The following is a 20,464-nucleotide window of genomic DNA, read 5'->3' on the forward strand; positions in this document are numbered from 1 at the left end:
GTTCCTCGAAGACCTCGAACGCCAAGCCACCAAGTTCGAGGAAATGCGAGACCGCTCCCTCGCCCGCGAACGCGCCAAAGCCGAAGCACGCGCGTCGTAAGTTTCGCTCGACTGGTGTGCCCGGTACCGATTTCGGTGCCGGGCACCGCTTTTTTCTCCTGACAGTTCTCCCTCCGTTTCAAAGGCTCTTCCATGACATTGCAGATCGGCTCACTGGAGTTACGCAGCCCCGTCGTCCTGGCACCGATGGCAGGCGTCACCAACGTGGCTTTCCGGACGCTGTGCCGGGAACAGGAACTCGAGCGGGCAGGTAGCACGTCGGGCCTGTACGTCTGCGAGATGGTGACTGCCCGTGCGCTGGTCGAAAGACAGCCCGCCACGATGCATATGACGACCTTCGGCCCCACCGAAACTCCGCGGTCTCTGCAGCTCTACACCGTCGATCCGGACACCACGTACGCCGCGGCGAAAATGATCGTCGACGACAATCTGGCCGACCACATCGACATGAACTTCGGCTGCCCGGTTCCAAAGGTCACTCGCAAGGGCGGCGGTGCCGCTCTGCCGTACAAACGCAACCTGTTCGGTCGCATCGTCGCCGCGGCCGTCAAGGCGACCGAGGGCACCGACATTCCGGTCACCGTCAAGTTCCGCGTCGGCATCGACGAGAACCACCACACGCACCTGGACGCAGGCCGAATCGCCGCCGACGAGGGTGCCGCCGCGGTGGCGTTGCACGCGCGAACCGCGTCGCAGCGCTACTCCGGTACCGCGGACTGGAACGAGATCGCTCGACTCAAGGAACACGTCACGGGTATCCCGGTGCTGGGCAACGGAGACATCTTCTCCGCCTCCGACGCGGTCCGGATGATGGCCGAGACCGGCTGCGACGGCGTCGTCGTCGGGCGAGGTTGCCTGGGCAGGCCGTGGCTGTTCGCCGAACTCAGCGCCCGCCTGAACGGCCGACCCGAGCCCGTTCCACCCACCCTCGGCGAGGTGGCCACGATCATCGCCCGCCACGCCGAGTTGCTGGCCGAGCACCACGGTGAGAAGAAGGGCCTACGCGAGCTGCGCAAGCACGTCTCCTGGTACCTGCGCGGCTTCCCTGCAGGATCGGATCTTCGAGTCTCGATGGCCTTGGTGTCCACTCTCGCCGAGCTCGACGATCTTCTGGCGCAACTCGATCCGACCGTTCCGTTTCCCAAGGACGCAGAGGGGCCCCGCGGACGACAGGGCTCACCGGGCGCGGTTGCTCTGCCCGACGGCTGGCTCGACGATCCGGAGGACATCTGCGTCCCGGCCGGCGCCGACCTGATGCACTCGGGCGGCTGATCCCCAGCTGACCGGCCCTCACCTCGCACGAAGTGGACCATGTCGCTCGAGTCAGTACTATGGCTTGGATTGCCGAGTAGGCAACGCGTGCGTGTGATGGAAGGCCAGGTTCGAATTCGTGGGAGACGATCGAGAGTCGGGCCCGTCTGTGCCCGAGGGTCGCGCCCCATGGGAGCGCCCGCTTTCCTCAATCAGACAAAACGGAGAGCATCGGCCTCGCTCCGAACGCCCGTCCACACCGGACCAGGATTCACCACCGCAGCCGGGCGACAGCGGCAGGCTCGGTAAACGATCGCCGCGTAATGCCGACACCGTCTCGGTGGCCGAGTTGGTGGACAAGATGTCGCGGTCGGGATCGAGTCGTCGGGTACCCACCGAACGGCCCGAGACCGAAGAACCCACCGAGATCATCGCCCCGATCACCGATTCCACGCCCCCACCCTCCCGGGCAGTACCACCTACGCCGCCGCATGCGGTACCGGAACCGGTGGGCGCGCCTGCCTCGGACCGCCCGGCACTGACGCGGTTGGCGATGAGCCGGGTGCGACGACGCAGGCGACTGCGGATGGTCGGCCGGAGTCTGGTGTCTCTCATCGCGATTCTTTCGGTGGCACTGACCGGAGTGGTGTGGGGATATCTCCGCAACACCGACCAAGGATTTCTTCAGGTCGCTGCGCTCGATCCCGACTCGACGGACGTCGTCGACGCCGCAGGCCAGTACGGCGACGAGACGTACCTGATCGTCGGTACCGACACCCGCACCGGGGCCAGCGGCGAGGTGGGTGCCGGAACCGTCGCCGACGCCGAGGGAGCCCGCTCGGACACGGTCATGCTCGTCAACATTCCGGCCGATCGCAGTCGCGTCGTCGCCGTGTCTTTCCCGCGAGATCTCGATGTGACGCGCCCCGAGTGCGAGCAGTTCGACAACGACACCAATACCTACACCGGTGAGATGTTCCCCGAGGCGTACGGCGACAAGCTCAATGCCACCTACGCCCTCGGCGGCCCCAAATGCTTGGTCAAGACGATCCAGAAGATTTCCGGTCTCCGCATCGGGCACTTCGTGGGAATGGATTTCGCCGGGTTCGAGTCCATGGTCGACGAGGTCGGCGGCGTCGAGGTCTGCACCGCGCAACCGTTGATCGACTACGAGCTCGGAGACGTGCTGCCCAACCCCGGTACGCAACGCATCGACGGGCGCACCGCGCTGAACTACGTTCGGGCCCGCAACGTCGAGTCCGAGGGCAACGGCGACTACGGCCGCATCAAGCGGCAACAACGCTTTCTGTCGTCCTTGCTCAGGTCCGCGCTCTCGAACAAGGTGCTGCTCGACCCGGGCAAGCTGAACGGATTCGTCAACGCGTTCACCTCGGACACGTTCGTGGAGAACGTCAAGACCCAGGACCTGGTGACGCTGGGCCGATCGCTGCAGAACGTGGACGCCGGCGCGGTCACCTTCCTCACCATCCCGACCACCGGCACCAACGACTACGGCAACGAGATCCCCAACGACGAGGCGATCGGCGCCATCTTCCAGGCGATCATCGACGACGATCCGCTGCCCGGCGAGGAACGCGCAGAGCCGGTGACCCCCGAATCCTCGGCTCCCCCCGCCGCCCCCGACGCCCCGCTACTGGCCGTCGAACCAGGCACGGTGTCGCTCCAGGTATCCAACGCGTCCGATATCGCCGGGATGGCCCAAACAGCATCCGACGAGCTCGCGACCTACGGATTCCAGATCCTGACGGTCGGCAACTTCTCGGGCTCCGCCGCCCAGACCGTCGTGCGCTACTCCCAGGACCAGGAAGCGGCCGCAGCGACCGTCGCATCGGCGATCCCCGGCGCAGCCATCGAGCTGGCTCCGAGCCTGAACAACGTCGTCGAGGTGGTGCTCGGCTCCAATTACCCCGGATACACGCAATCCCCGACGGCGTTCGGCACCGCAATCGATGCCACACAGGTGGAGGGCACAACCGAGAGTGCGCCGCTCCCGGAAGATCTTTCGTTCACCAATGCCGCCGACGACACGTGTGCCTGAGTTCATTCATGCTCCGTTAACCCTCGGGACAGGGAACAGGTCAGTGTGACCTACTAAACTTCGCTCATGCGCGTCGCCTACAACGAACAGATGAACGAGCTTGCCGATCTCCTCGGAGAGATGGCGAGCCTGGCTGGTACGGCCATGGAGAAGGCCACCCAGTCACTCCTCCAAGCAGACCTGGTGCTCGCCGAGCAGGTCATTTCCGAGCACGACAAGATCACCGAGCTCAGTGCGGTGTGCGAGGAGAAGGCTTTCACGCTCCTCGCCCTGCAAGCGCCCGTCGCAGGCGATCTTCGTTCGGTGGTGGCCGGCATTCAGATCGTCGCCGACATCGACCGGATGGGCGCACTCGCCCTGCACGTCGCGAAGATCACTCGCCGCAGACACCCGAACCATGCCCTCCCCGAGGTCGTCAACGGGTACTTCGCCGAGATGGGACGCCTCGCCGTTCAGATCGGCGCGTCCGCACGCGAGGTCCTCGAGACACGCGACCCCGAGCGCGCTGCGAAGTTGCAGGAGGAAGACGAGGCGATGGACGATCTGCACCGTCACCTCTTCACCGTTCTGATGGACCGTGAGTGGAGCCATGGCGTCGCAGCTGCGGTGGACGTGACCCTGCTGGGTCGCTTCTACGAACGCTTCGCCGATCATGCTGTCGAGGTCGGTCGCCGAGTGATCTTCCTCGTCACCGGCCAGCTTCCGGTCGACCTGCACCAGAACAACATTCCCACCTCGTAGTACCGCTCACGTCGAGTAGCGCTGCCCGGCAGCGCTACTCGATGTCCGTATCAGGGCAGGCGCACAACGAGAAGAACCCCCGTCGAGCTGTCGCTCGGCGGGGGTTCTCTTCGCGGTATGTGGCTATCCGAAGCGGCCGGAGATGTAGTCCTCGGTGGCCTTCTGCGTCGGGTTGGAGAAGATCTTCTCGGTGTCGTCGATCTCGATGAGCTTGCCCGGCTTACCGGTCGCCTCGAGGTTGAAGAAGCCGGTCTGATCGCTCACGCGCGCAGCCTGCTGCATGTTGTGCGTGACGATGACGATCGTGAAGTCCTGCTTGAGTTCCTGGATCAGGTCCTCGATGGCCAGTGTCGAGATGGGGTCCAGAGCCGAGCACGGCTCGTCCATCAGCAGCACGTCGGGCGAGACGGCGATGGCACGAGCGATGCACAGACGCTGCTGCTGACCACCGGAGAGGCCGCCACCGGGCTTGTCGAGGCGGTCCTTGACCTCGTTCCAGAGGTTGGCACCCTTGAGTGAGCGCTCGGCGATCTCGTCGAGTTCCTTCTTGCCGCGGCCGCCCTGCAGCTTGAGGCCCGCCACGACGTTGTCCTTGATGGACATCGTCGGGAACGGGTTGGGGCGCTGGAAGACCATGCCGATGGTGCGGCGCACACCCACGGGATCGACGCCGTTGCCGTAGATGTCCTCGCCGTCGAGCAGCACCGAGCCCTCGACCCGGGCACCAGGAGTTACCTCGTGCATGCGGTTGAGCGAACGCAGGACGGTCGACTTACCGCAGCCCGACGGTCCGATGAACGCGGTGACGCTGCGCGGCGGTACGGCCAGGGTGACGTCGGAGACGGCGTGGAACTTGCCGTAGTAGATGTTGACGTCCTTGAGATCGAGACGCTTTGCCATGTTCTTCGTTCCTTACGGTTCGCTGGAGTCGGGTGGGTCAGAAGTTCTTGGGCGAGAAGAACTTCGAGACCAACTTCGCGCCGATGTTGAGTATTGCGACGATCAGGATCAGCGTCAGGGCTGCTCCCCACATGCGCTCAGCGGTGAGCACGCCGGTTCCTGCCTTCTGCAGGTCGACCATCATGAGCGGCAGAGACGTCTGCGGCCCTTCGAAGATGTTGAAGTTGATGGCGGTGGCAGATCCCACCAGGATCAGCACCGGTGCCGTCTCGCCCATCACGCGGGCCAGGGCCAACATGATTCCGGTGACGATTCCGGACAGCGCGGTGGGGATGACGATCTTCGCGATGGTCTTCCACTTCGGAACACCGAGTGCGTAGGACGCCTCGCGCAGGTCCTGCGGAACGATGCGCAGCATTTCCTCCGCCGAGCGCACGATCACCGGGATCATCAGCAGTACCAGAGCGAATGCGACGGCCACACCGGAGCGCTGGAAGCCGAAGGTAGCGATCCAGAGCGCGTAGATGAACAAGGCCGCGACGATGGACGGCACACCGGTGAGGATGTCGACCATGAACGTCGTCACTCGGGCCAGCCGAGTACCTACGCCGTATTCGACGAGGTAGATGGCGACGAAGATGCCGATCGGGATGGAGATGACGGCGCAGAACAGTCCTTGCAGGAGAGTTCCGACGATGGCGTGATACGCGCCGCCGCCTGCGATGAACTGGGTGACGCCGGCCTGCGAGTTCTGCCACCAGGTAGGTGAAACCACGGCAGAGAGACCGCGGGAGATCACCGTGTAGAGCACCCAGATCAGGGGTACGAGAGCGACCAGCACCGAGAGGCTGACGAGAATCGTCGCCGCCAGGTTGGACGCTTTGCGCCTGGCGCTGACGCCCTGGAACGTGGGTTCCTTGACGGGCTTGTCCATGGTTGCAGTCATGGGTCAGTCCTTCTTTCCGGCGATGGCGGCGCGAGCACCGGCGTTGACGACGAAGGTCAGGACGAAGAGCACCAGACCGGCGGCGATGTAGGCACCTGCCTGCAGCGGGTTGTTGAACTCGCCTGCGGCCAGCGCGATCTTGGTGGCGAATGTGGAACCGCCGTCGAACAACGTTCCGCCGAAGGTCGCCTGGGTGCTGCGGATGATGATGTACAGCGCGATGGTCTCACCGAGCGCACGGCCGAGACCGAGCATCGAGCCGGAGACGAACCCGGACTTACCGAACGGAATGACCGTGGTGCGCACGACCTCCCAGCGAGTGGCTCCGAGCGCGAGGGCGGCTTCGACCTGGCCCTTCGGCGTCTGAATGAACACCTCACGGGTGACGGCGGCGATGATGGGCAGGATCATCACGGCGAGCACGATGCCACCGGTGAAGATGGTGCCGCCGCCGGCGATCGACACCGATCCGGTGCTGAAGAGTGGGAACCAGCTCAGCGACGAGTTCAGCCATTCGGCGAACGGGCTGATGGCGGGCGCGAGGACGTAGAGGCCCCACAGACCGAAGACGATCGACGGGACCGCGGCCAGCAGATCGATGATGTAGCCGAGCGGTCCTGCGACTCGCTTGGGTGCGTAGTTCGTCAGGTAGATGGCGATGCCGAGAGCGACCGGCATCGCGAGAATCAGCGCGAACAGAGACACGGTGACGGTGACCAGGAAGAGGTCGAGTACACCGAACACCATTGCGGAGGTGTCGGATGTGTCCCATGCGCCGTTGTAGGTCAGGAAGTTGACCGTGTTGTTCGACAGTGAGGGGATTGCGCGCCAGAGCAGGAAGATTCCCACTGCGGCGATCAGGGCGATGATGAAGATGCCCGAGCCCGTGGCCAGGCCTCGGAAGATCCGGTCACCGGGACGTGTGACGGTTCCCGACGTTTTCTTGTCTGACAATTGTGGTTCTTCCGGTTTGTGCGCGGCACCCGTGGAGGGCACGGTAGCCGCGGAGGGGACGCCGGTCATCGAGTGGGTGTCGCTCATACCGCTCACTGTCTCGTGTGGGGGTCGAGGACGGTCTTGCTTCGGCCCGCGATATCGCGAGCCGAAGCAAGATTACGTCTCATTGAATCAGGCGATCGCTTCGATAGCGGTGACCAGGCGTTCCTTGAATGCGTCGGGCAGCGGGACGTAGCCGGCTGCCTCGAGGCCCTCCTGGCCCTCGTTGGCTGCACTGAGCAGGAAGGACTTGACGGCTGCCGTGGTGTCGGCGTCGTAGCCCTTCGAGCACACGATTTCGTAGGTCGCGAGGACCAGCGGGTACGTGTCGGCTGCGTTGCTGGCGTACAGGCCGTCGATGTCGATGACGAGGTCGTTGCCCTCACCCTTGAACTTCGCGGCGTCGATGGCCTTGCCTGCGGTCTCGCTGCTCAGCTCGACCGGTCCGTTGCCGAAGTCGACGGCTGCCTTGCCCAGGCTCTCCTGGTCGGCGAAGCCCTTCTCGACGTAGGTGATCGCACCGGGGGTTGCGGCCACGGCCTGGGCGACGCCCGAGGATCCGTTGGCACCTTCACCGACGCCGCCGGCCCAGTCGGAGCTGTGGTTCAGGGTCCAGGCCTCGGGAGCGGATGCGGCCAGGAAGCGCTGGAAGTTGTCGCTGGTGCCCGAGGAGTCGGAGCGGTAGACCGGGGTGATCGCGGTCGACGGGAGCGTTGCGCCCTCGTTGAGTGCGGCGATGGCCGGGTCGTTCCAGGTGGTGATCTTGCCGGTGAAGATCTGGGCGATGACGTCGGGGTTCAGCACCAGATTGTCGACACCGTCGACGTTGTAGGCCACTGCAACCGGGCCGAAGACCAGGGGCAGGTTCCAGGCCGGGTTGTTTGCGCAACGAACGGCAGCCTGGGCGGCCTGATCATCCTTGATCGACGAGTCGGATCCGGCGAAGTCGACGAGACCGGCGACGAACTGAGTGCGGCCGTTGCCCGAGCCGCTGGTGGTGTACTCGACGGCCTTGCCGGCGCAGACGCCGGAGTAGATCGAGGTGAAGTTGGACATGGCGTTCTGCTGAGCGGACGAGCCTTCACCGGTCAGCGGGGACTTGCCTTCGCAGGTAGCCGAGGACTGTGATGCGCCGTCCGTGGTGGCGACGTTCGCGTCGCTACCGCATGCGGCCAGCAACATGGCACTGACTGCCACTGCACTCATGAGAGCACCGTTGCGCTTGAGGTTCACCTGTTTCCTCCGAGGAATCTTGGGCCGTGTTCACGCCTCGGGCCTGATCGGCCGAGCAGTGACTGTGTGGGTGCCGGCTCGAAAGAAACCTCGCACCAGGCGGCGTTGGTTGCCGCCCAGAGAGAAAGGTAAGGGCAGGTGGTAGACGTTTACCCCCGCGTGGGTGAACGGAAGATGAACACCGCGCTGGAAATGTCCGTTTAGACGGTGCGCGCGTACGCGGCGTCCACGTGGTAATTCGTGAACCCGAGCTTGGTGTAGGTGTGTACCGCGGCAGTGTTGTCGGCCTCGACGTACAGCATGATCTGACCCAGTTCGCGGCTACGCAGGTAGTGCAGGCCCGCCAGCGTCAGCACTCGACCGAGACCACGGCCCTGGGACTGCGGATCGATGCCGACGACGTACACCTCACCGATGGCCGGCTCGGCACCCTCGGCCGGATGAACTTTTGTCCAGTGAAATCCCAGCAGGTGGTCGCTGCCTTCCTCGAACGCCAGGAAGAGGCCGGCCGGATCGAACCAGGGCTCGTCTCGTCGCGAGGCAATGTCGCGGTCGGTCCAGCCACCCTGCTCGGGGTGCCACGAGAATGCCGCATTGTTCACCCGCAGCAGCTCTGCGTCATCCTGATGGCCACGGTAGGTCCGCAGCGTAATACCCTCCGGCACAACAACATCGGGGAGATCAGGACTGGCCGATGCCCGACGCATCTGCAGCAATTCCCGAACCACCTTCAGCTCCAGACGAGCTGCAACGGACTGCGCCGCGGCGATGTTGCCATGCGCCCAGATTCGCGCATCCGAGCCGATATCGAGTGCGCGAGAAACCAATTCGCGACCGATGCCGCGACCGCGAGAAGAAGGATCGACCACCGCCTCGGCCATCCCGTCGGCGATTCCGGCGTAGCCCACGACGCGATCACCTTCGGTGGCGACGAGACGAACGACGTTCTCGCCGGCGTCGACCGCCTTCACCGCCTGCTCCGAGAGCGGCGCGGTACCGTCGACTTCCGTTGCGCGAGAAAGGATCCGGTGAACCTCGCCGGAAACTCGAGAAGACGGTGCGTCGCCGTCGATGGGATGGACGCCGAACGCAGTATCCGAACTCATCTAGGAGAGAGTACTCTCCTGCTCGAACTCGAAATCCGCATCGCCGGTATCCCCGCCCGCGCCCTCCGATGAAACTGGGCCGCCCTTGGTGTTGCGTGCAGGCCGAACCGCCTTGTATCCCACGTTGCGCACGGTACCGATCAGCGATTCGTACTCGGTGCCGAGCTTGGCGCGCAGGCGTCGAACATGGACGTCGACGGTGCGCGTGCCACCGAAGAAGTCGTAACCCCACACTTCCTGCAGCAGTTGGGCGCGAGTGAACACGCGGCCCGCGTGCTGAGCCAGATACTTCAGCAGCTCGAATTCCTTGTAGGTCAGATCGAGCGGACGACCGCGCAGTCGTGCGGTGTAGGTGCCCTCGTCGATGATCAGCTCGCCGAGCGTGATCTTGCCCGAGGTTTCCGGGCTCGCGACGCCGCCGCTGCGCCCCACCAGCAGCCGCAAACGCGCGTCCAGCTCCGCCGGGCCGGTACCCGGAAGCAGGATGTCGTCCAGGCCCCAATCGGAGTTGACCGCCACGAGCCCGCCCTCGGTGAGAACCGCGACGACGGGGATGGCCGACCCGGTACTGCCCAGCAGGCGACACAACCCGCGTGCCGCAGCCAAATCGGTGCGGGCGTCCACGAGCGCGATATCGGCCGAACCCGCTTCGAGTAGCGAGGAGACCTCGGTGGGCACCGGTCGCACGTGATGCGCCAGAAGAGCAAGGGACGGAAGAACGCCCTCCGGATTGGGGTCGGAGGTCAGTAGTAGGAGCTCCACTGCGTCTCCATTCTTACTGCTGGCCGGTCCAGCCCGAGCTGGATTGGAGTATTCGTCAAGGACACAGACTAGCTTGTCCGTACAACTGGCCGAAGCGGGCAGTACGCGACCCGTCGGTCACAATGGACGCGTGCGCACACTTCTCATCGGACTCGTCAGCCTGCTGGCCCTCGCGCTCGTCGTGGATTTCGGCGCGGCGGCGTATTCCGAATACCGAGTCTCACGCGCGATTCGCGCCGGTGGCGAACTCAATTCGGACCCCCAGGTGATCGTGCACGGATTCCCGTTCCTGACCCAGGCAGCGGACGGCCGCTACCAGAACATCGAGATCAGGGCTCAGGACGTTCCCACCGAATACGTCGGCTCGACGACGATCGAGGCCAATCTGCGCGGCGTGCACATCGCCCTGTCCGACTTGATCGACAACAACGTCCGGGCCATTCCGGTCGACGAACTCGACGGCCGCGTCCGTATCGAAGCGACCGACCTCGGCCGGTTCCTCGGCATCGTCGACCTGCAGGTTTCTGCGCCCCCGGCCGACAAGTCCGACGGCACGGGCGGCTCGGGTGGCTCGGGGAAAACGACTACCGGAGGCGTCGTGCTGACCGGAACGGTGCCGGTCGGCCCACTGCAGACCACAGTGAGCGTGGAAGCCGACCTTCTGCTCGAGGGAGACAGTGTCGCCATCGTGGCATCCGACTTCTACTTCGGACCCGAGGGTCGGGCGGATTTCACGATTCCCGACTTCGCCAAGCCGACCGTGCTCGGGTTGTTCACCAAGACCATCGAGCGCCAGAACCTGCCCTTCGGACTTCTGCCGACCGACGTGTACGCGGAAGGGTCGCAGATCGTCATCGAGGGTTCGGGCGACAACGTGACGATCGACCTCAACGAGATCGAAAAGCCGTGACAGGGATCACAGTTCTGTTGGCCGTGGCGGTCCTCGCCATAGCCACCGGGCTCTACCTCCGGAGCCGGTCCGGCACCGTGCGCGCTGTACGAGACACCGGCTCCGACACCGACGCTCTACGCCCACTCCTGCTCGAGGCGGGCATCACGACCGACACCGCGACGGTGCTGCACTTCTCGGCGGACTGGTGCGGACCGTGCGCGGCCGTCCGTCGCGTCGTAGGCCAAGTGCTGAACGACCGCAGCGGGGCCCGCGAAGTAGAGCTCGACATCGATGCCCATCCGGTCCTCGCTCGTGAGCTGGGAGTGCTGTCGTTGCCCACCACGTTCGTGCTCGACACCGAGTTGCGTCGGCGCTCCAGAATCGCGGGGGTTCCCTCCGCGGCGGCTCTGAGGTCCGCGCTCGACGCCCTGTGACCGCACCCGCTCGGGCCGGCGGTTCGACGCGCCGCTGGTAGCAGGTAGGATGCTCTTCGTGTTCTCCCGCCACGAGCTGATGCTCACCAGTCGACGCACGGTTGATCTGTGCCGACTGGGCGGATGTTGCTGTCGCTGCTGCTGATTTCCTTCTGCCGCCACGCCCATGCGTGATGTCGGCCCAAGACAGGAATCCACGTCCGAGCACTGCCTTTGCGGCGTGCCCCGGCCTCGCACAGGAGTACTTCTCGATGTCGACACACGACACCCACACCGACACCCCCACGATCGACCAGGTCGACGTCCGCGGCCCGCGCTTCGCAGCGTGGATCACCACCGCCGTCCTGGTCGTCGTACTTCTCCTGACCACGTTCTCGGTCCCCGCAGCGGCAATCCTGCTCGGGCTACAGGCGATCGTGTTCGGAATCGGAGCCGTACGCGGACCCAAGCACAGTCCGTACGGCACGATCTACGCGACGTTCGTCGCTCCGCGACTCTCCCCGACCAGCGAACGCGAGCCGGTGGCTCCGTTGAAGTTCGCTCAGCTGGTGGGATTCGCGTTCGCCGCCGTCGGAGTTCTCGGCTTCGCGCTCGGCGCTCCCGTCGTCGGCACCGTGGCAGCAGGCTTCGCCTTGTTCGCGGCGTTTCTCAACGCCGCGTTCGCGGTCTGCCTCGGGTGCATGATCTACCCCCTCGCGGCGCGACTGCGCAGCACCTAGCACTCACACCCTTCTTCCGATCCGTACAAGAAAGACCGAAAGGAACACCATGGCTCGCTCCGACGTCCTGGTCTCTGCCGACTGGGCCGAGCAGAACCTCAACGCACCGAAGACCGTCTTCGTCGAGGTCGACGAAGACGCCAGCGCCTACGACGGCGGACACATCGAAGGTGCAGTCAAGCTCGACTGGCGCAAGGACCTGCAGGACCCGGTTCGCCGCGACTTCCTGGGCCAGGAGCAGTTCTCCGACCTGCTGTCGGCGAAGGGCATCAGCAACGACGACACCGTCGTCCTGTACGGCGGAAACAACAACTGGTTCGCCGCCTACGCCTACTGGTACTTCAAGCTCTACGGCCACAAGGACGTCAAGCTCATCGACGGTGGACGCAAGAAGTGGGAACTCGACGGACGCGCACTGTCGAAGGACGTCGTCAGCCGCGAGACCACGCAGTACCGTGCCGAGGCTCCCGACCTGTCGATCCGCGCATTCCGCGACGAGGTCATCGACGCGATCGGCAACAAGAACCTGATCGACGTACGCTCCCCCGACGAGTTCTCGGGCAAGATCCTCGCCCCGGCTCACCTGCCGCAGGAACAGGCTCAGCAGCGCGGCCATGTGCCGTCGGCGATCAACATCCCGTGGAGCACCACCGCCAACGAGGACGGCACGTTCAAGTCCGACGACGCGCTCGAAGAGCTGTACAAGACCAAGGGCTACGACGACGACAAGGCCACCATCGCCTACTGCCGCATCGGTGAGCGTTCGAGCCACACCTGGTTCGTCCTCAAGGAGCTGCTGGGCAAGGAAGACGTCAAGAACTACGACGGTAGCTGGGTCGAGTACGGCTCCCTCGTCGGAGCACCCATCGAGTTGGAGGTTCACTGATATGTGTGGAGCACCCGTACAGGGCCAGACCATCCCGGCAGGCGTCGACGTCGAGAAGGAAACGGTCATCACCGGCCGCGTCCTCGCCGGCGACGGTGAGCCGGTAGCAGGAGCGTTCGTGCGTCTGCTCGACGGCACCGGCGAGTTCACCGCCGAGGTCGTCGCGTCGGGCACCGGAGACTTCCGCTTCTTCGCCGCTCCCGGCCAGTGGACGCTGCGCGCACTGTCGGCATCGGGCAACGGCGACACCGTCATCGCTCCCGAGGGCGCTGGCGTGCACTCTGCCGACGTCACCGTCGGAGTCTGATTTCTCACCACCGATCGAAACGAAGAACCCCGCACCTGCGAGCAGGTGCGGGGTTCTTTTATGTCCAGCCGGAGATTGTTCAGTTGGGCAGGGGCGCTGCGGTGGTGCGCTCCGGAACCGTGGAGTACTGCGGCGGGAACATCCCCTCCGGAACCGGGATGCCCTGGGACTCGAGGAAGGCACCGAGGTCACTGACGCGAGTCTGCGTGCCCGGCTCCGGGAGCAGTCGGGGCTCGGCGGCAGGCTGGGGAGTCTCGGGAACGGACGGCGTGGCCGGATCCATGGCCGGGGGTGCGTTGTTCTTCTCGCGTTCGGTGCGAGCGAGATCGGTCACCCAGGCGACCATCTTCTCGCTCTCCCAGTCGTAACCGTCGTTGGGGTCGTTGTACCAGTAGGACAGGTGCTGCAGAAAGCCGATTGCCAAATAGGGGCCGAGTACGACGTCGACGATGCCCTTGTTGTTCTCCACCAGGCCCTCGCCTTCAGCACGCAATTTCGCCTTCACGGTCTCGGCACCGGGCCCGAGAGCCCAGTTGAGATCGGCGAGAAGCTGGTCGGGAGACAGCGCTGCTGCAGCCTGCGCGTCATCCACCTGATATTGCCGGTCGGAGACCTTGACCAGAACCTGCAGAAGCGTCTCGTCCGACTCGAGCCAGGACTTGTTCGTGGCGATGTCGACGATCGCGCGGGTGGCGATGCTGGCTACCGTCCGAGCGAAATCGGAGACGGTCTGCACCGGATTGAGCAGGGTCAACCGCATCTGACCGAGCACGCCGAGCGCCAGCTGCAGCAGTTCGATCTTGTCCGGCGAGTCGCAGGCGAGGTCGTAGGGACGACAAGACCACGTGACCTTGTCGGTCATCGATCCGTAGTCCCGGGGCGACTGGTCCATGAATCCGCCGCGTGACTCGCCTACCTCGTCACCGAAGTTCGGCACGCCGGCCGGGCGGTAGGGCGACCCGACCATCATGACGCCGACGACGTCGTCGGCTGTGACGAGCGCGTTGGGATCGCGGTGTCCGAGTTCGATCGCGAGTCGATCGAGAACCTCACCGCCGACGCTGTACCCGAGCAGGACGAACTTGGTCTTCTCGCCGCACTTGGTCTTGTACTCGTCCATCAACCGATTGGTCGACGCGAGGCCGTCGGCGATCGATTCCTGGTAGGTGGCCACGTTGTCGATGACGTCGAAGCCGTACGTGGAGGTGTACGGGACGTAGAGCCAGCCGACGGTACCCGGGCTGTCCGCGTTCGCCTCACCGACCGGAACGGTGACGTTGCCGACCCAGTTCGACGCGATCGTCTGTGCCTCTTCGTTGAGCGGATTGCGATCTGCGGCCGAGTCGGTGGCTCCGGACACGGCCAACAGCAGCACGTCCGGGCAGTCCTGCGCGTAGTTGTTGGGATCGATGTTCGGCCCCTGCGAGGACCCGAAGTCTGCGGAACCCGAGTCCGCCGATCCTGAGTCCGCCGATCCTGAGTCCGCCGATCCGGAGTCCGCCGATCCGGAGTCCGCCGATCCGGAGTCGGGTGCGGCGAGCGCAGCAGCGGGTGCTGCGAGCGCCAGCGCCAGGGTCACCACAGCAGACCTGAACAACACGGATCCGAACGACGATGTCAGAGCGCGTTTACGACGCAGCATTGTTGCGGAGACCTCCCCAGCCTTCGTGACAGAACACAGTGAAACACGTCGGAAATTCGCCCGCGAGCGCCCGACGTCCCCCGAAGAAGGTACCTGCTTGCCGGGATTTCTCCACCAATACGAGTGATCCAGCGCACTGACGACCCCGAAGTTGGGTAGATGTCACCAAGGACACACGTCGGATTCGGGCCGCTGTTCTCGGTGGGAAACTACGCGGGTTAAACTCGATCCCGTGGTCATCTTCTTCGAGGTATTGCTTGCGCTTGCGGCAATTGCCATCATCGCGTTCTCGCTCTACGTCGTCTACCGACTGGTCAACGACGAGTCGTGACGGATCCGGTTGCGGGGCAACCCGGCAGTACTGACGAGGGACGAAACGCCCCCATCACCAGTGGCGACGAAGCGATAGCGGCGGCCGAACAGAAGTTCGCCGAGGCATCGTTGCGCAACGTCCCGGTACTGCCCGATATCCCCCATCCCGACGACACTGCCAACCTGCGGCTCGGTCCCGATCTGAACCCGTCGATGCTGGCCCTGTTGCCACTCGTCGGTGTCTGGCGCGGTGAGGGCGAGGGGCACGACCCCGAACTGGGAACCGACTACCTCTTCGGACAGCAGATCGTCATCACCCACGACGGCGGCAGCTACCTGAGCTGGGAATCGCGCTCCTGGCGGCTGGACTCCGACGGCAACTACGCTCACCCCGACCTCCGCGAGACCGGATTCTGGCGCGTCAGCGGCGGCCACGGCGTCAAGGGTTCCGAGAACGAAGAGGTCATCGAGCTCCTGCTGACCCACAGCACCGGTGTGGTCGAACTGTATTACGGACACGCACTCACCAAGTCCTCCTGGGAACTCGCCACCGACGTCGTCATCCGCAGCACCTCGGGTGCGCTGGTCGGCGGGGCGAAGCGGCTCTACGGCATCGTCGAGGGTGGAGATCTGGCGTACGTCGAGGAACGTGTCGTCGCCGACGGCCCACTCGCACCGCGGTTGTCCGCGCGGCTCTCTCGCTACATCGGCTGAATCTTTCTTCCTGCTCGTTGCACGCGAACGGCCCCCGAGCCATACCTGCTTTCAGGTCCCGACCGGACAGGTCGGGGGCTCGGGGGCCGGGTAGCTGCCTGGGATTCGCTTGCCGCTCGCGCGGTCTTCGCAGTGAATCCGTCAGCGATAGCGGCTAGCTGACAGCCACCTCACGCGTCCTAGAGTTCATCAACTTCAGACCACCTCCTCTCTCGTGTACTCCCAACGTACGCCGGAGATTCCGAGTCGGCAAAGGGTTTTTTCTTCGGGTCTGCTCCGAGATCGATCACCTGGTCGGCATCGGTGTTCTCCGGCAATTGATGGGTGACGACCACTACGGTTCGGTCGGCACCGAACAGGCCGCCGTCGGTGGTGAGCAGCTCGCGCAGTATTCGCATCCCGGAGACTCTGTCGAGGTGTTCCGTCGGCTCGTCCAGCAGCACGATCGGTGCGGTGCTGAGCAACCCGCGCGCGAGCAGCAGCCTGCGCCGCTCTCCTCCGGACACCGCCTGTGCGCCGCCCACCAGAGTTGTGTTGACACCGAGGGGCATCGCGTCGAGCCACGAGCCGAGGCCGACTTTTCGCAGCGCCTTCGCTGCTTCCTCCTCGTTCACGTCGCCGCGTACCACCCGCAGATTCTCCAGAATCGAGGTGTCGAACAGATGCGCATCCTCGGCGAACAGCGCTGCGTCCGAGCCGTATTCCTCGGCAAGTGCGCGCAACATCGTCGTCTTCCCGGATCCACTGGGCCCGATGAGAGCGCTTCGCGCATGTGCGCGGAAGTTCGTAGCAGGGGTCGAAGTTCTGCTCACATGCGGCGGAGCCGCATCGAGCATCGCCATGATTCGGGTGGCTGCGATTCGGCCGCGCATCAGCGCGACAGCCGCCCCGGGGAGCGCGGCAGTCGCCTCGAACGCAGCCAGCGGAACCAGCACGATGATCGCCAGTGCCATCGGCGTCATACCGCCGGCGGTGCCTCCGTCCGGTCCGTACAGACCGATTCCGACGAGCAAGGACCCGATCACCGACGCTCCGATCGACAGCGGCCCAGCGGCGTCGGCCATGGCCGACGGACGGGCGGCGCGGTCCCGGGCAACCACCGAATCCTGTGCTGCGCTTCGAGCTTCGGCCAGTGTTGCGTCCAGTCGCCCGGCGACCCGTAGTTCCGCAGCATGGTCGAGGGCGCGGACGGCCGACTCCGCGAACCGCGCGTCGGCGTCGGCACCGGCCTCCTCGGCGATCCTCGCCGACCGCGCCGCCAGCATCGGTGCGCCCACTCCGGCGATCAGCAACGCCACTGCCATGATCGACGCGGCAGCAGGCGCGATGCCGGCGAGCAGGCCCACCGCCGCGAACATCATCACGACGCTGACACAGATGGGCACCACGGCCCGCACGACGACGTCACCGAGCACGTCCACGTCTGCTCCGGTGCGCGCGAGAACGTCACCGCGCCGCAGGTGGATCGCTCCGTTTCCGTTCGCCAACCTCTCGTAGATTCCGGTGCGAGCTGCCGTCGTACCGCGCAGTGCCGCATCGTGTGTGGACAGTCGTTCCAGATATCGGAACACACCCCGCGAAATGCCCAGCGCCCGAACGGCTACCACGGCCACGGACAGATCGAGCACGGGTGGCATCTGCCAGGCTCGGGTGATCAACCATGCCGAGAGCGCGGCCAGAGCCAGCGCACTCCCGAGGGTCGCCACCCCGGCGGCCACGGCCACCGCTACCCGCCGCGGGGAGAGCTCCAACAACGCCAACGCCCGACGCAGATCAGACATGATCGACCTTCGGCTGCAGAGTCGCGTCACTGCGCACCTCGACGACTCGGTCGGCGGCATGCAACACCGACCGCCGGTGACCCACCATCACCACGGTGACTCCTCGGTCGGCCGCGGCCCGAACAGCCTGCAGCACAGTCTTTTCCCGCGCCGAGTCGAGGTGTGCGGTCGGCTCGTCCAGCACCATCACCGAAGCATTCGAGACGAAGGTCCGGGTGAGGGCGAGGCGCTGCAGTTCGCCGAGCGACAGTCCCACTCCGCCCTGACCGACGCAGGTGTCCCAGCCGGCCGGATGATCTCGGAGAACCTCGTCGAAGCCGGCCGAACGGCACGCCGCATCCAAAGCATCCGAATTGGGCACTCCGTGCAGGGTGACGTTCTCGTACAGCGTGCCGGGCAACAACACCGGCCGCTGCGGAAGCCAGGCAACCTGCGCCCACCACTGGTCGAGGTCGAGTTCGCCCACCGGCACTCCCCCTATTCTCACCGCGCCGCTCGAAGGCGTTGTCAGTCCCAGGATTGCTTGTAGTGCAGTTGATTTGCCTGCGCCGTTCGGTCCGGTCAGTACCGTGACGGTGCCCGCTCGGCACACTGCACTGAGCTCTGCCGGAGCCTCGCCGTCTCGACTCGTGACAGTGAGTCCGTCGAGTTCGATGTTCGCGGCCGAGGCGTCGACCGTTCGACCACCACTCGGCCGAACCGTCCGGCGGTCCAACACGCGGAATGCTCGGCTGGCGGCCTCGACGCCGTCCTCGGCCGCGTGGAATTGAGTGCCCACGGACCGGAGTGGAAAGTACACCTCGGGCGCGAGGATCAACGCGACGATGCCTGCCTCGAGTGTCATCTCCCCGAACACCAGCCGCAGTCCGATACCGACGGCCACCAGCGCGACACACAGGGTCGCGAGCAGTTCGAGAACCATCGACGAGAGGAAGGCAACCTTCAACGCGCGCATCGTCGTTCGCCGATGTGCATCGCCCAGTGCCCTGATGCGGGCGGCAGGCCCGTGTTCGCGCCCCAGTGCGCGCAATGTGGGCAGACCGGCCAACAGATCGAGCAACTGTGCCGACAGCCGGGTCATCGTGGTGAGCGTCGCAGCCGCTCGCCCCTTGGTCAGCAGTCCGATCAGGATCATGAAGATCGGGATGAGCGGCAGGGTCACCGCAATGATCACCGCCGACGTCACGTCCTGGGTCAGGATGACGACCAGGACCAACGGGGTGACGATGACGGCCAGCACCAGCGCCGGTACGTAGCCGATCAGGTACGCCCGCAATCCGCCGATGGCGCGAGTCACGACGACCGCCAGCTCTTCACGTTCGGAGTCGAGTTCCCTAGGCTCGAAACGAGTTGCGGTCGTCAGCACTTCGAGCTCCAGCTCGGCCACCACTCGCGATGCCGACCGGTGCGCGTATCGAGACTGGGCTCCGGTCGCAAGCACGCGAACTGCCATCGCACATCCCAGGACCACCAGTTCCGTGGTCCAGTCGGACAACGATCTGGCCGTCGGGTCGGTGATGACGCCCGCCAGAACGCGGCCGATGGCAAGCGCGCTCACGATGATGCACAGGGTGACGACGGTCGACAGTCCGACCGTCGCGACGAGGTAGCCGCGTGCGGAGCGAGAGTACTTCCACAGTCTGGGATCGACCGGTGCCCGTGAGCGAGCGGGTGCGCTCACGACTTCACCGTCAGTCCGATCGAGTCCGGTATCTGTGCGCTCGAAATGCGTTGCCGGAAGACCCAGTACGTCCAGGCCTGGTAACCGATGACGACGGGGGCAGCGAAGGCCGCGGCCCACGTCATCACCTTCAGCGTGTACGGGCTGGACGACGCGTTCGCGATGGTGAGATCGAAGGCGGCGTCCGTGCTGGACGGCATGACGTTGGGGAACAGGGAGGCGAACAGCAGCACGACGACGGCGACGATGGCGATGCTGGTGAAGACGAAGGCCCAGCCTTCGCGTACTTTCGCCGTCAGCGCGACGACGAGCAGCAGCGCCACCGCTGCCACCGCGACGAGTGCCCAGGTCCAGGTCTTCCCGTACGCGAGTTGTGTCCACAGTGCGAAGGCTCCACCGACGAGCACTGCCGGAACCGACAGCCACGCTGCCATTTTCACCGAGTCCTCGTGTACATCCCCGGAGGTCTTGAGCGCGATGAACACGGCACCGTGCAGTGCGAACACCACGGCCATCGTTACTCCGCCGAGCAATGCGTACGGGTTGAGCAGGTCGAAGAACCCTGCGGTGACCTTCTTGTTCTCGTCGATCGCGACTCCGCGCACGATGTTGGCGAACGCGACGCCCCACAGCACCGCCGGAACCCACGAGCCGATGCCGATTCCGATGTCGCAGCGTCGACGCCACACCGGGTCGTCGATCTTTCCGCGCCATTCGATGGCGCAGATGCGCAGGATCAGCGCCACCAGGATCAACAACAGCGGCAGGTAGAAGCCCGAGAACAACGTGGCGTACCACTCGGGGAACGCTGCGAAGAGGGCACCGCCTGCGGTGATGAGCCAGACTTCGTTGCCGTCCCAGACCGGACCGATCGTGTTCAGGACGGCGCGCCTGCGCTTCTCACCCGTCGCGGCGTCCGGGTGCCTGCCCAGAATGGGCATGAGCATGCCGACGCCGAAGTCGAAGCCTTCGAGCACGAAGTAGCCGACGAAGAAGAAAGCGATGATGAGGAACCAGAATTCGGGCAGTGACATGACTATCC

At 65.0% G+C, this 20,464-nt stretch carries 19 protein-coding genes and 1 pseudogene; 10 read left to right on the forward strand and 10 right to left on the reverse strand.

The annotated features are described in order from the left end of the window. The 4 genes and pseudogenes from CH305_RS29375 to phoU form a co-directional block, all read left to right on the forward strand. A pseudogene (locus CH305_RS29375) lies at window positions 1-100 on the forward strand (acyl-ACP desaturase); the annotation flags it as partial. A gap of 92 nt (window positions 101-192) precedes the next feature. Continuing rightward, window positions 193-1,332, forward strand: a complete 1,140-nt coding sequence (dusB, locus tag CH305_RS03175; RefSeq protein WP_032405789.1) for a tRNA dihydrouridine synthase DusB — start codon at window positions 193-195, stop codon at window positions 1,330-1,332. Window positions 1,333-1,450: 118 nt separating this feature from the next. Then, the gene (locus tag CH305_RS03180) at window positions 1,451-3,370 is read left to right on the forward strand and encodes an LCP family protein (RefSeq protein ID WP_032405788.1); all 1,920 of its coding nucleotides are present in this window, start codon (window positions 1,451-1,453) and stop codon (window positions 3,368-3,370) included. A gap of 66 nt (window positions 3,371-3,436) precedes the next feature. Next, complete coding sequence (gene phoU / locus CH305_RS03185) at window positions 3,437-4,111, forward strand: phosphate signaling complex protein PhoU (protein ID WP_032376398.1); 675 nt, start codon at window positions 3,437-3,439, stop codon at window positions 4,109-4,111. A gap of 123 nt (window positions 4,112-4,234) precedes the next feature. On the opposite strand, the gene pstB is transcribed toward phoU, so the two are convergent. The 6 genes from pstB to CH305_RS03215 all read right to left on the reverse strand — a co-directional run bounded on the left by pstB (window position 4,235) and on the right by CH305_RS03215 (window position 10,054). Beyond that, window positions 4,235-5,011, reverse strand: coding sequence for a phosphate ABC transporter ATP-binding protein PstB (pstB, locus tag CH305_RS03190; RefSeq protein WP_032376397.1), 777 nt, complete (start codon window positions 5,009-5,011; stop codon window positions 4,235-4,237). A 37-nt stretch (window positions 5,012-5,048) separates the two neighbouring features. Further along, on the reverse strand, window positions 5,049-5,957 hold the full coding sequence (pstA, locus tag CH305_RS03195; protein WP_032376396.1) for a phosphate ABC transporter permease PstA: 909 nt from the start codon (window positions 5,955-5,957) through the stop codon (window positions 5,049-5,051). 3 nt (window positions 5,958-5,960) lie between these two features. Beyond that, window positions 5,961-6,998: a phosphate ABC transporter permease subunit PstC gene (gene pstC / locus CH305_RS03200; protein WP_032376395.1), complete on the reverse strand. Its 1,038-nt coding sequence runs from the start codon at window positions 6,996-6,998 to the stop codon at window positions 5,961-5,963. An 87-nt stretch (window positions 6,999-7,085) separates the two neighbouring features. Next, complete coding sequence (gene pstS, locus CH305_RS03205; RefSeq protein WP_032376394.1) at window positions 7,086-8,186, reverse strand: phosphate ABC transporter substrate-binding protein PstS; 1,101 nt, start codon at window positions 8,184-8,186, stop codon at window positions 7,086-7,088. Window positions 8,187-8,386: 200 nt separating this feature from the next. Continuing rightward, the gene (gene mshD / locus CH305_RS03210; protein WP_094702637.1) at window positions 8,387-9,292 is read right to left on the reverse strand and encodes a mycothiol synthase; all 906 of its coding nucleotides are present in this window, start codon (window positions 9,290-9,292) and stop codon (window positions 8,387-8,389) included. After that, complete coding sequence (locus CH305_RS03215; RefSeq protein ID WP_094702639.1) at window positions 9,293-10,054, reverse strand: response regulator transcription factor; 762 nt, start codon at window positions 10,052-10,054, stop codon at window positions 9,293-9,295. Window positions 10,055-10,184: 130 nt separating this feature from the next. Here CH305_RS03215 and CH305_RS03220 point away from each other — a divergent pair, with 130 nt between their 5' ends. From CH305_RS03220 to CH305_RS03240, 5 genes are all read left to right on the forward strand, one after another. Next, entirely contained in the window at window positions 10,185-10,964 is a 780-nt protein-coding gene (locus tag CH305_RS03220) for an LmeA family phospholipid-binding protein (RefSeq protein WP_032376391.1), read from the forward strand. Continuing rightward, window positions 10,961-11,380 carry a thioredoxin family protein gene (locus CH305_RS03225; RefSeq protein WP_094702641.1) on the forward strand — a complete coding sequence of 140 codons (420 nt, stop codon included), beginning with the start codon at window positions 10,961-10,963 and terminating at the stop codon, window positions 11,378-11,380. The genes CH305_RS03220 and CH305_RS03225 overlap by 4 nt, the downstream gene beginning before the upstream one ends. A gap of 251 nt (window positions 11,381-11,631) precedes the next feature. Next, window positions 11,632-12,099, forward strand: a complete 468-nt coding sequence (locus CH305_RS03230; protein ID WP_032405780.1) for a DUF4395 domain-containing protein — start codon at window positions 11,632-11,634, stop codon at window positions 12,097-12,099. A 49-nt stretch (window positions 12,100-12,148) separates the two neighbouring features. Continuing rightward, window positions 12,149-12,985 carry a sulfurtransferase gene (locus tag CH305_RS03235; protein ID WP_032405779.1) on the forward strand — a complete coding sequence of 279 codons (837 nt, stop codon included), beginning with the start codon at window positions 12,149-12,151 and terminating at the stop codon, window positions 12,983-12,985. Window position 12,986: 1 nt separating this feature from the next. Then, entirely contained in the window at window positions 12,987-13,292 is a 306-nt protein-coding gene (locus CH305_RS03240) for a DUF1416 domain-containing protein (RefSeq protein WP_032376387.1), read from the forward strand. A gap of 79 nt (window positions 13,293-13,371) precedes the next feature. Here CH305_RS03240 and CH305_RS03245 read toward each other — a convergent pair whose 3' ends face one another. Further along, window positions 13,372-14,934: a cutinase family protein gene (locus CH305_RS03245; RefSeq protein ID WP_094702643.1), complete on the reverse strand. Its 1,563-nt coding sequence runs from the start codon at window positions 14,932-14,934 to the stop codon at window positions 13,372-13,374. 384 nt (window positions 14,935-15,318) lie between these two features. Here CH305_RS03245 and CH305_RS03250 point away from each other — a divergent pair, with 384 nt between their 5' ends. Continuing rightward, entirely contained in the window at window positions 15,319-15,960 is a 642-nt protein-coding gene (locus tag CH305_RS03250) for an FABP family protein (protein ID WP_052064779.1), read from the forward strand. 179 nt (window positions 15,961-16,139) lie between these two features. Here the strand turns inward: CH305_RS03250 and CH305_RS03255 are convergent, their stop codons facing one another. The 3 genes from CH305_RS03255 to cydB are packed head-to-tail and all read right to left on the reverse strand — an operon-like array spanning window position 16,140 to window position 20,456. Further along, complete coding sequence (locus tag CH305_RS03255; protein ID WP_094702645.1) at window positions 16,140-17,741, reverse strand: ATP-binding cassette domain-containing protein; 1,602 nt, start codon at window positions 17,739-17,741, stop codon at window positions 16,140-16,142. Continuing rightward, window positions 17,734-19,422: a thiol reductant ABC exporter subunit CydD gene (cydD, locus tag CH305_RS03260; RefSeq protein ID WP_094702647.1), complete on the reverse strand. Its 1,689-nt coding sequence runs from the start codon at window positions 19,420-19,422 to the stop codon at window positions 17,734-17,736. The genes CH305_RS03255 and cydD overlap by 8 nt, the downstream gene beginning before the upstream one ends. Beyond that, on the reverse strand, window positions 19,419-20,456 hold the full coding sequence (gene cydB / locus CH305_RS03265; RefSeq protein WP_032405774.1) for a cytochrome d ubiquinol oxidase subunit II: 1,038 nt from the start codon (window positions 20,454-20,456) through the stop codon (window positions 19,419-19,421). The genes cydD and cydB overlap by 4 nt, the downstream gene beginning before the upstream one ends. Window positions 20,457-20,464: the final 8 nt, after the last annotated feature.

It is taken from the genome of Rhodococcus sp. 15-649-2-2 (assembly GCF_002258645.1).
Classification (GTDB): domain Bacteria; phylum Actinomycetota; class Actinomycetes; order Mycobacteriales; family Mycobacteriaceae; genus Rhodococcoides.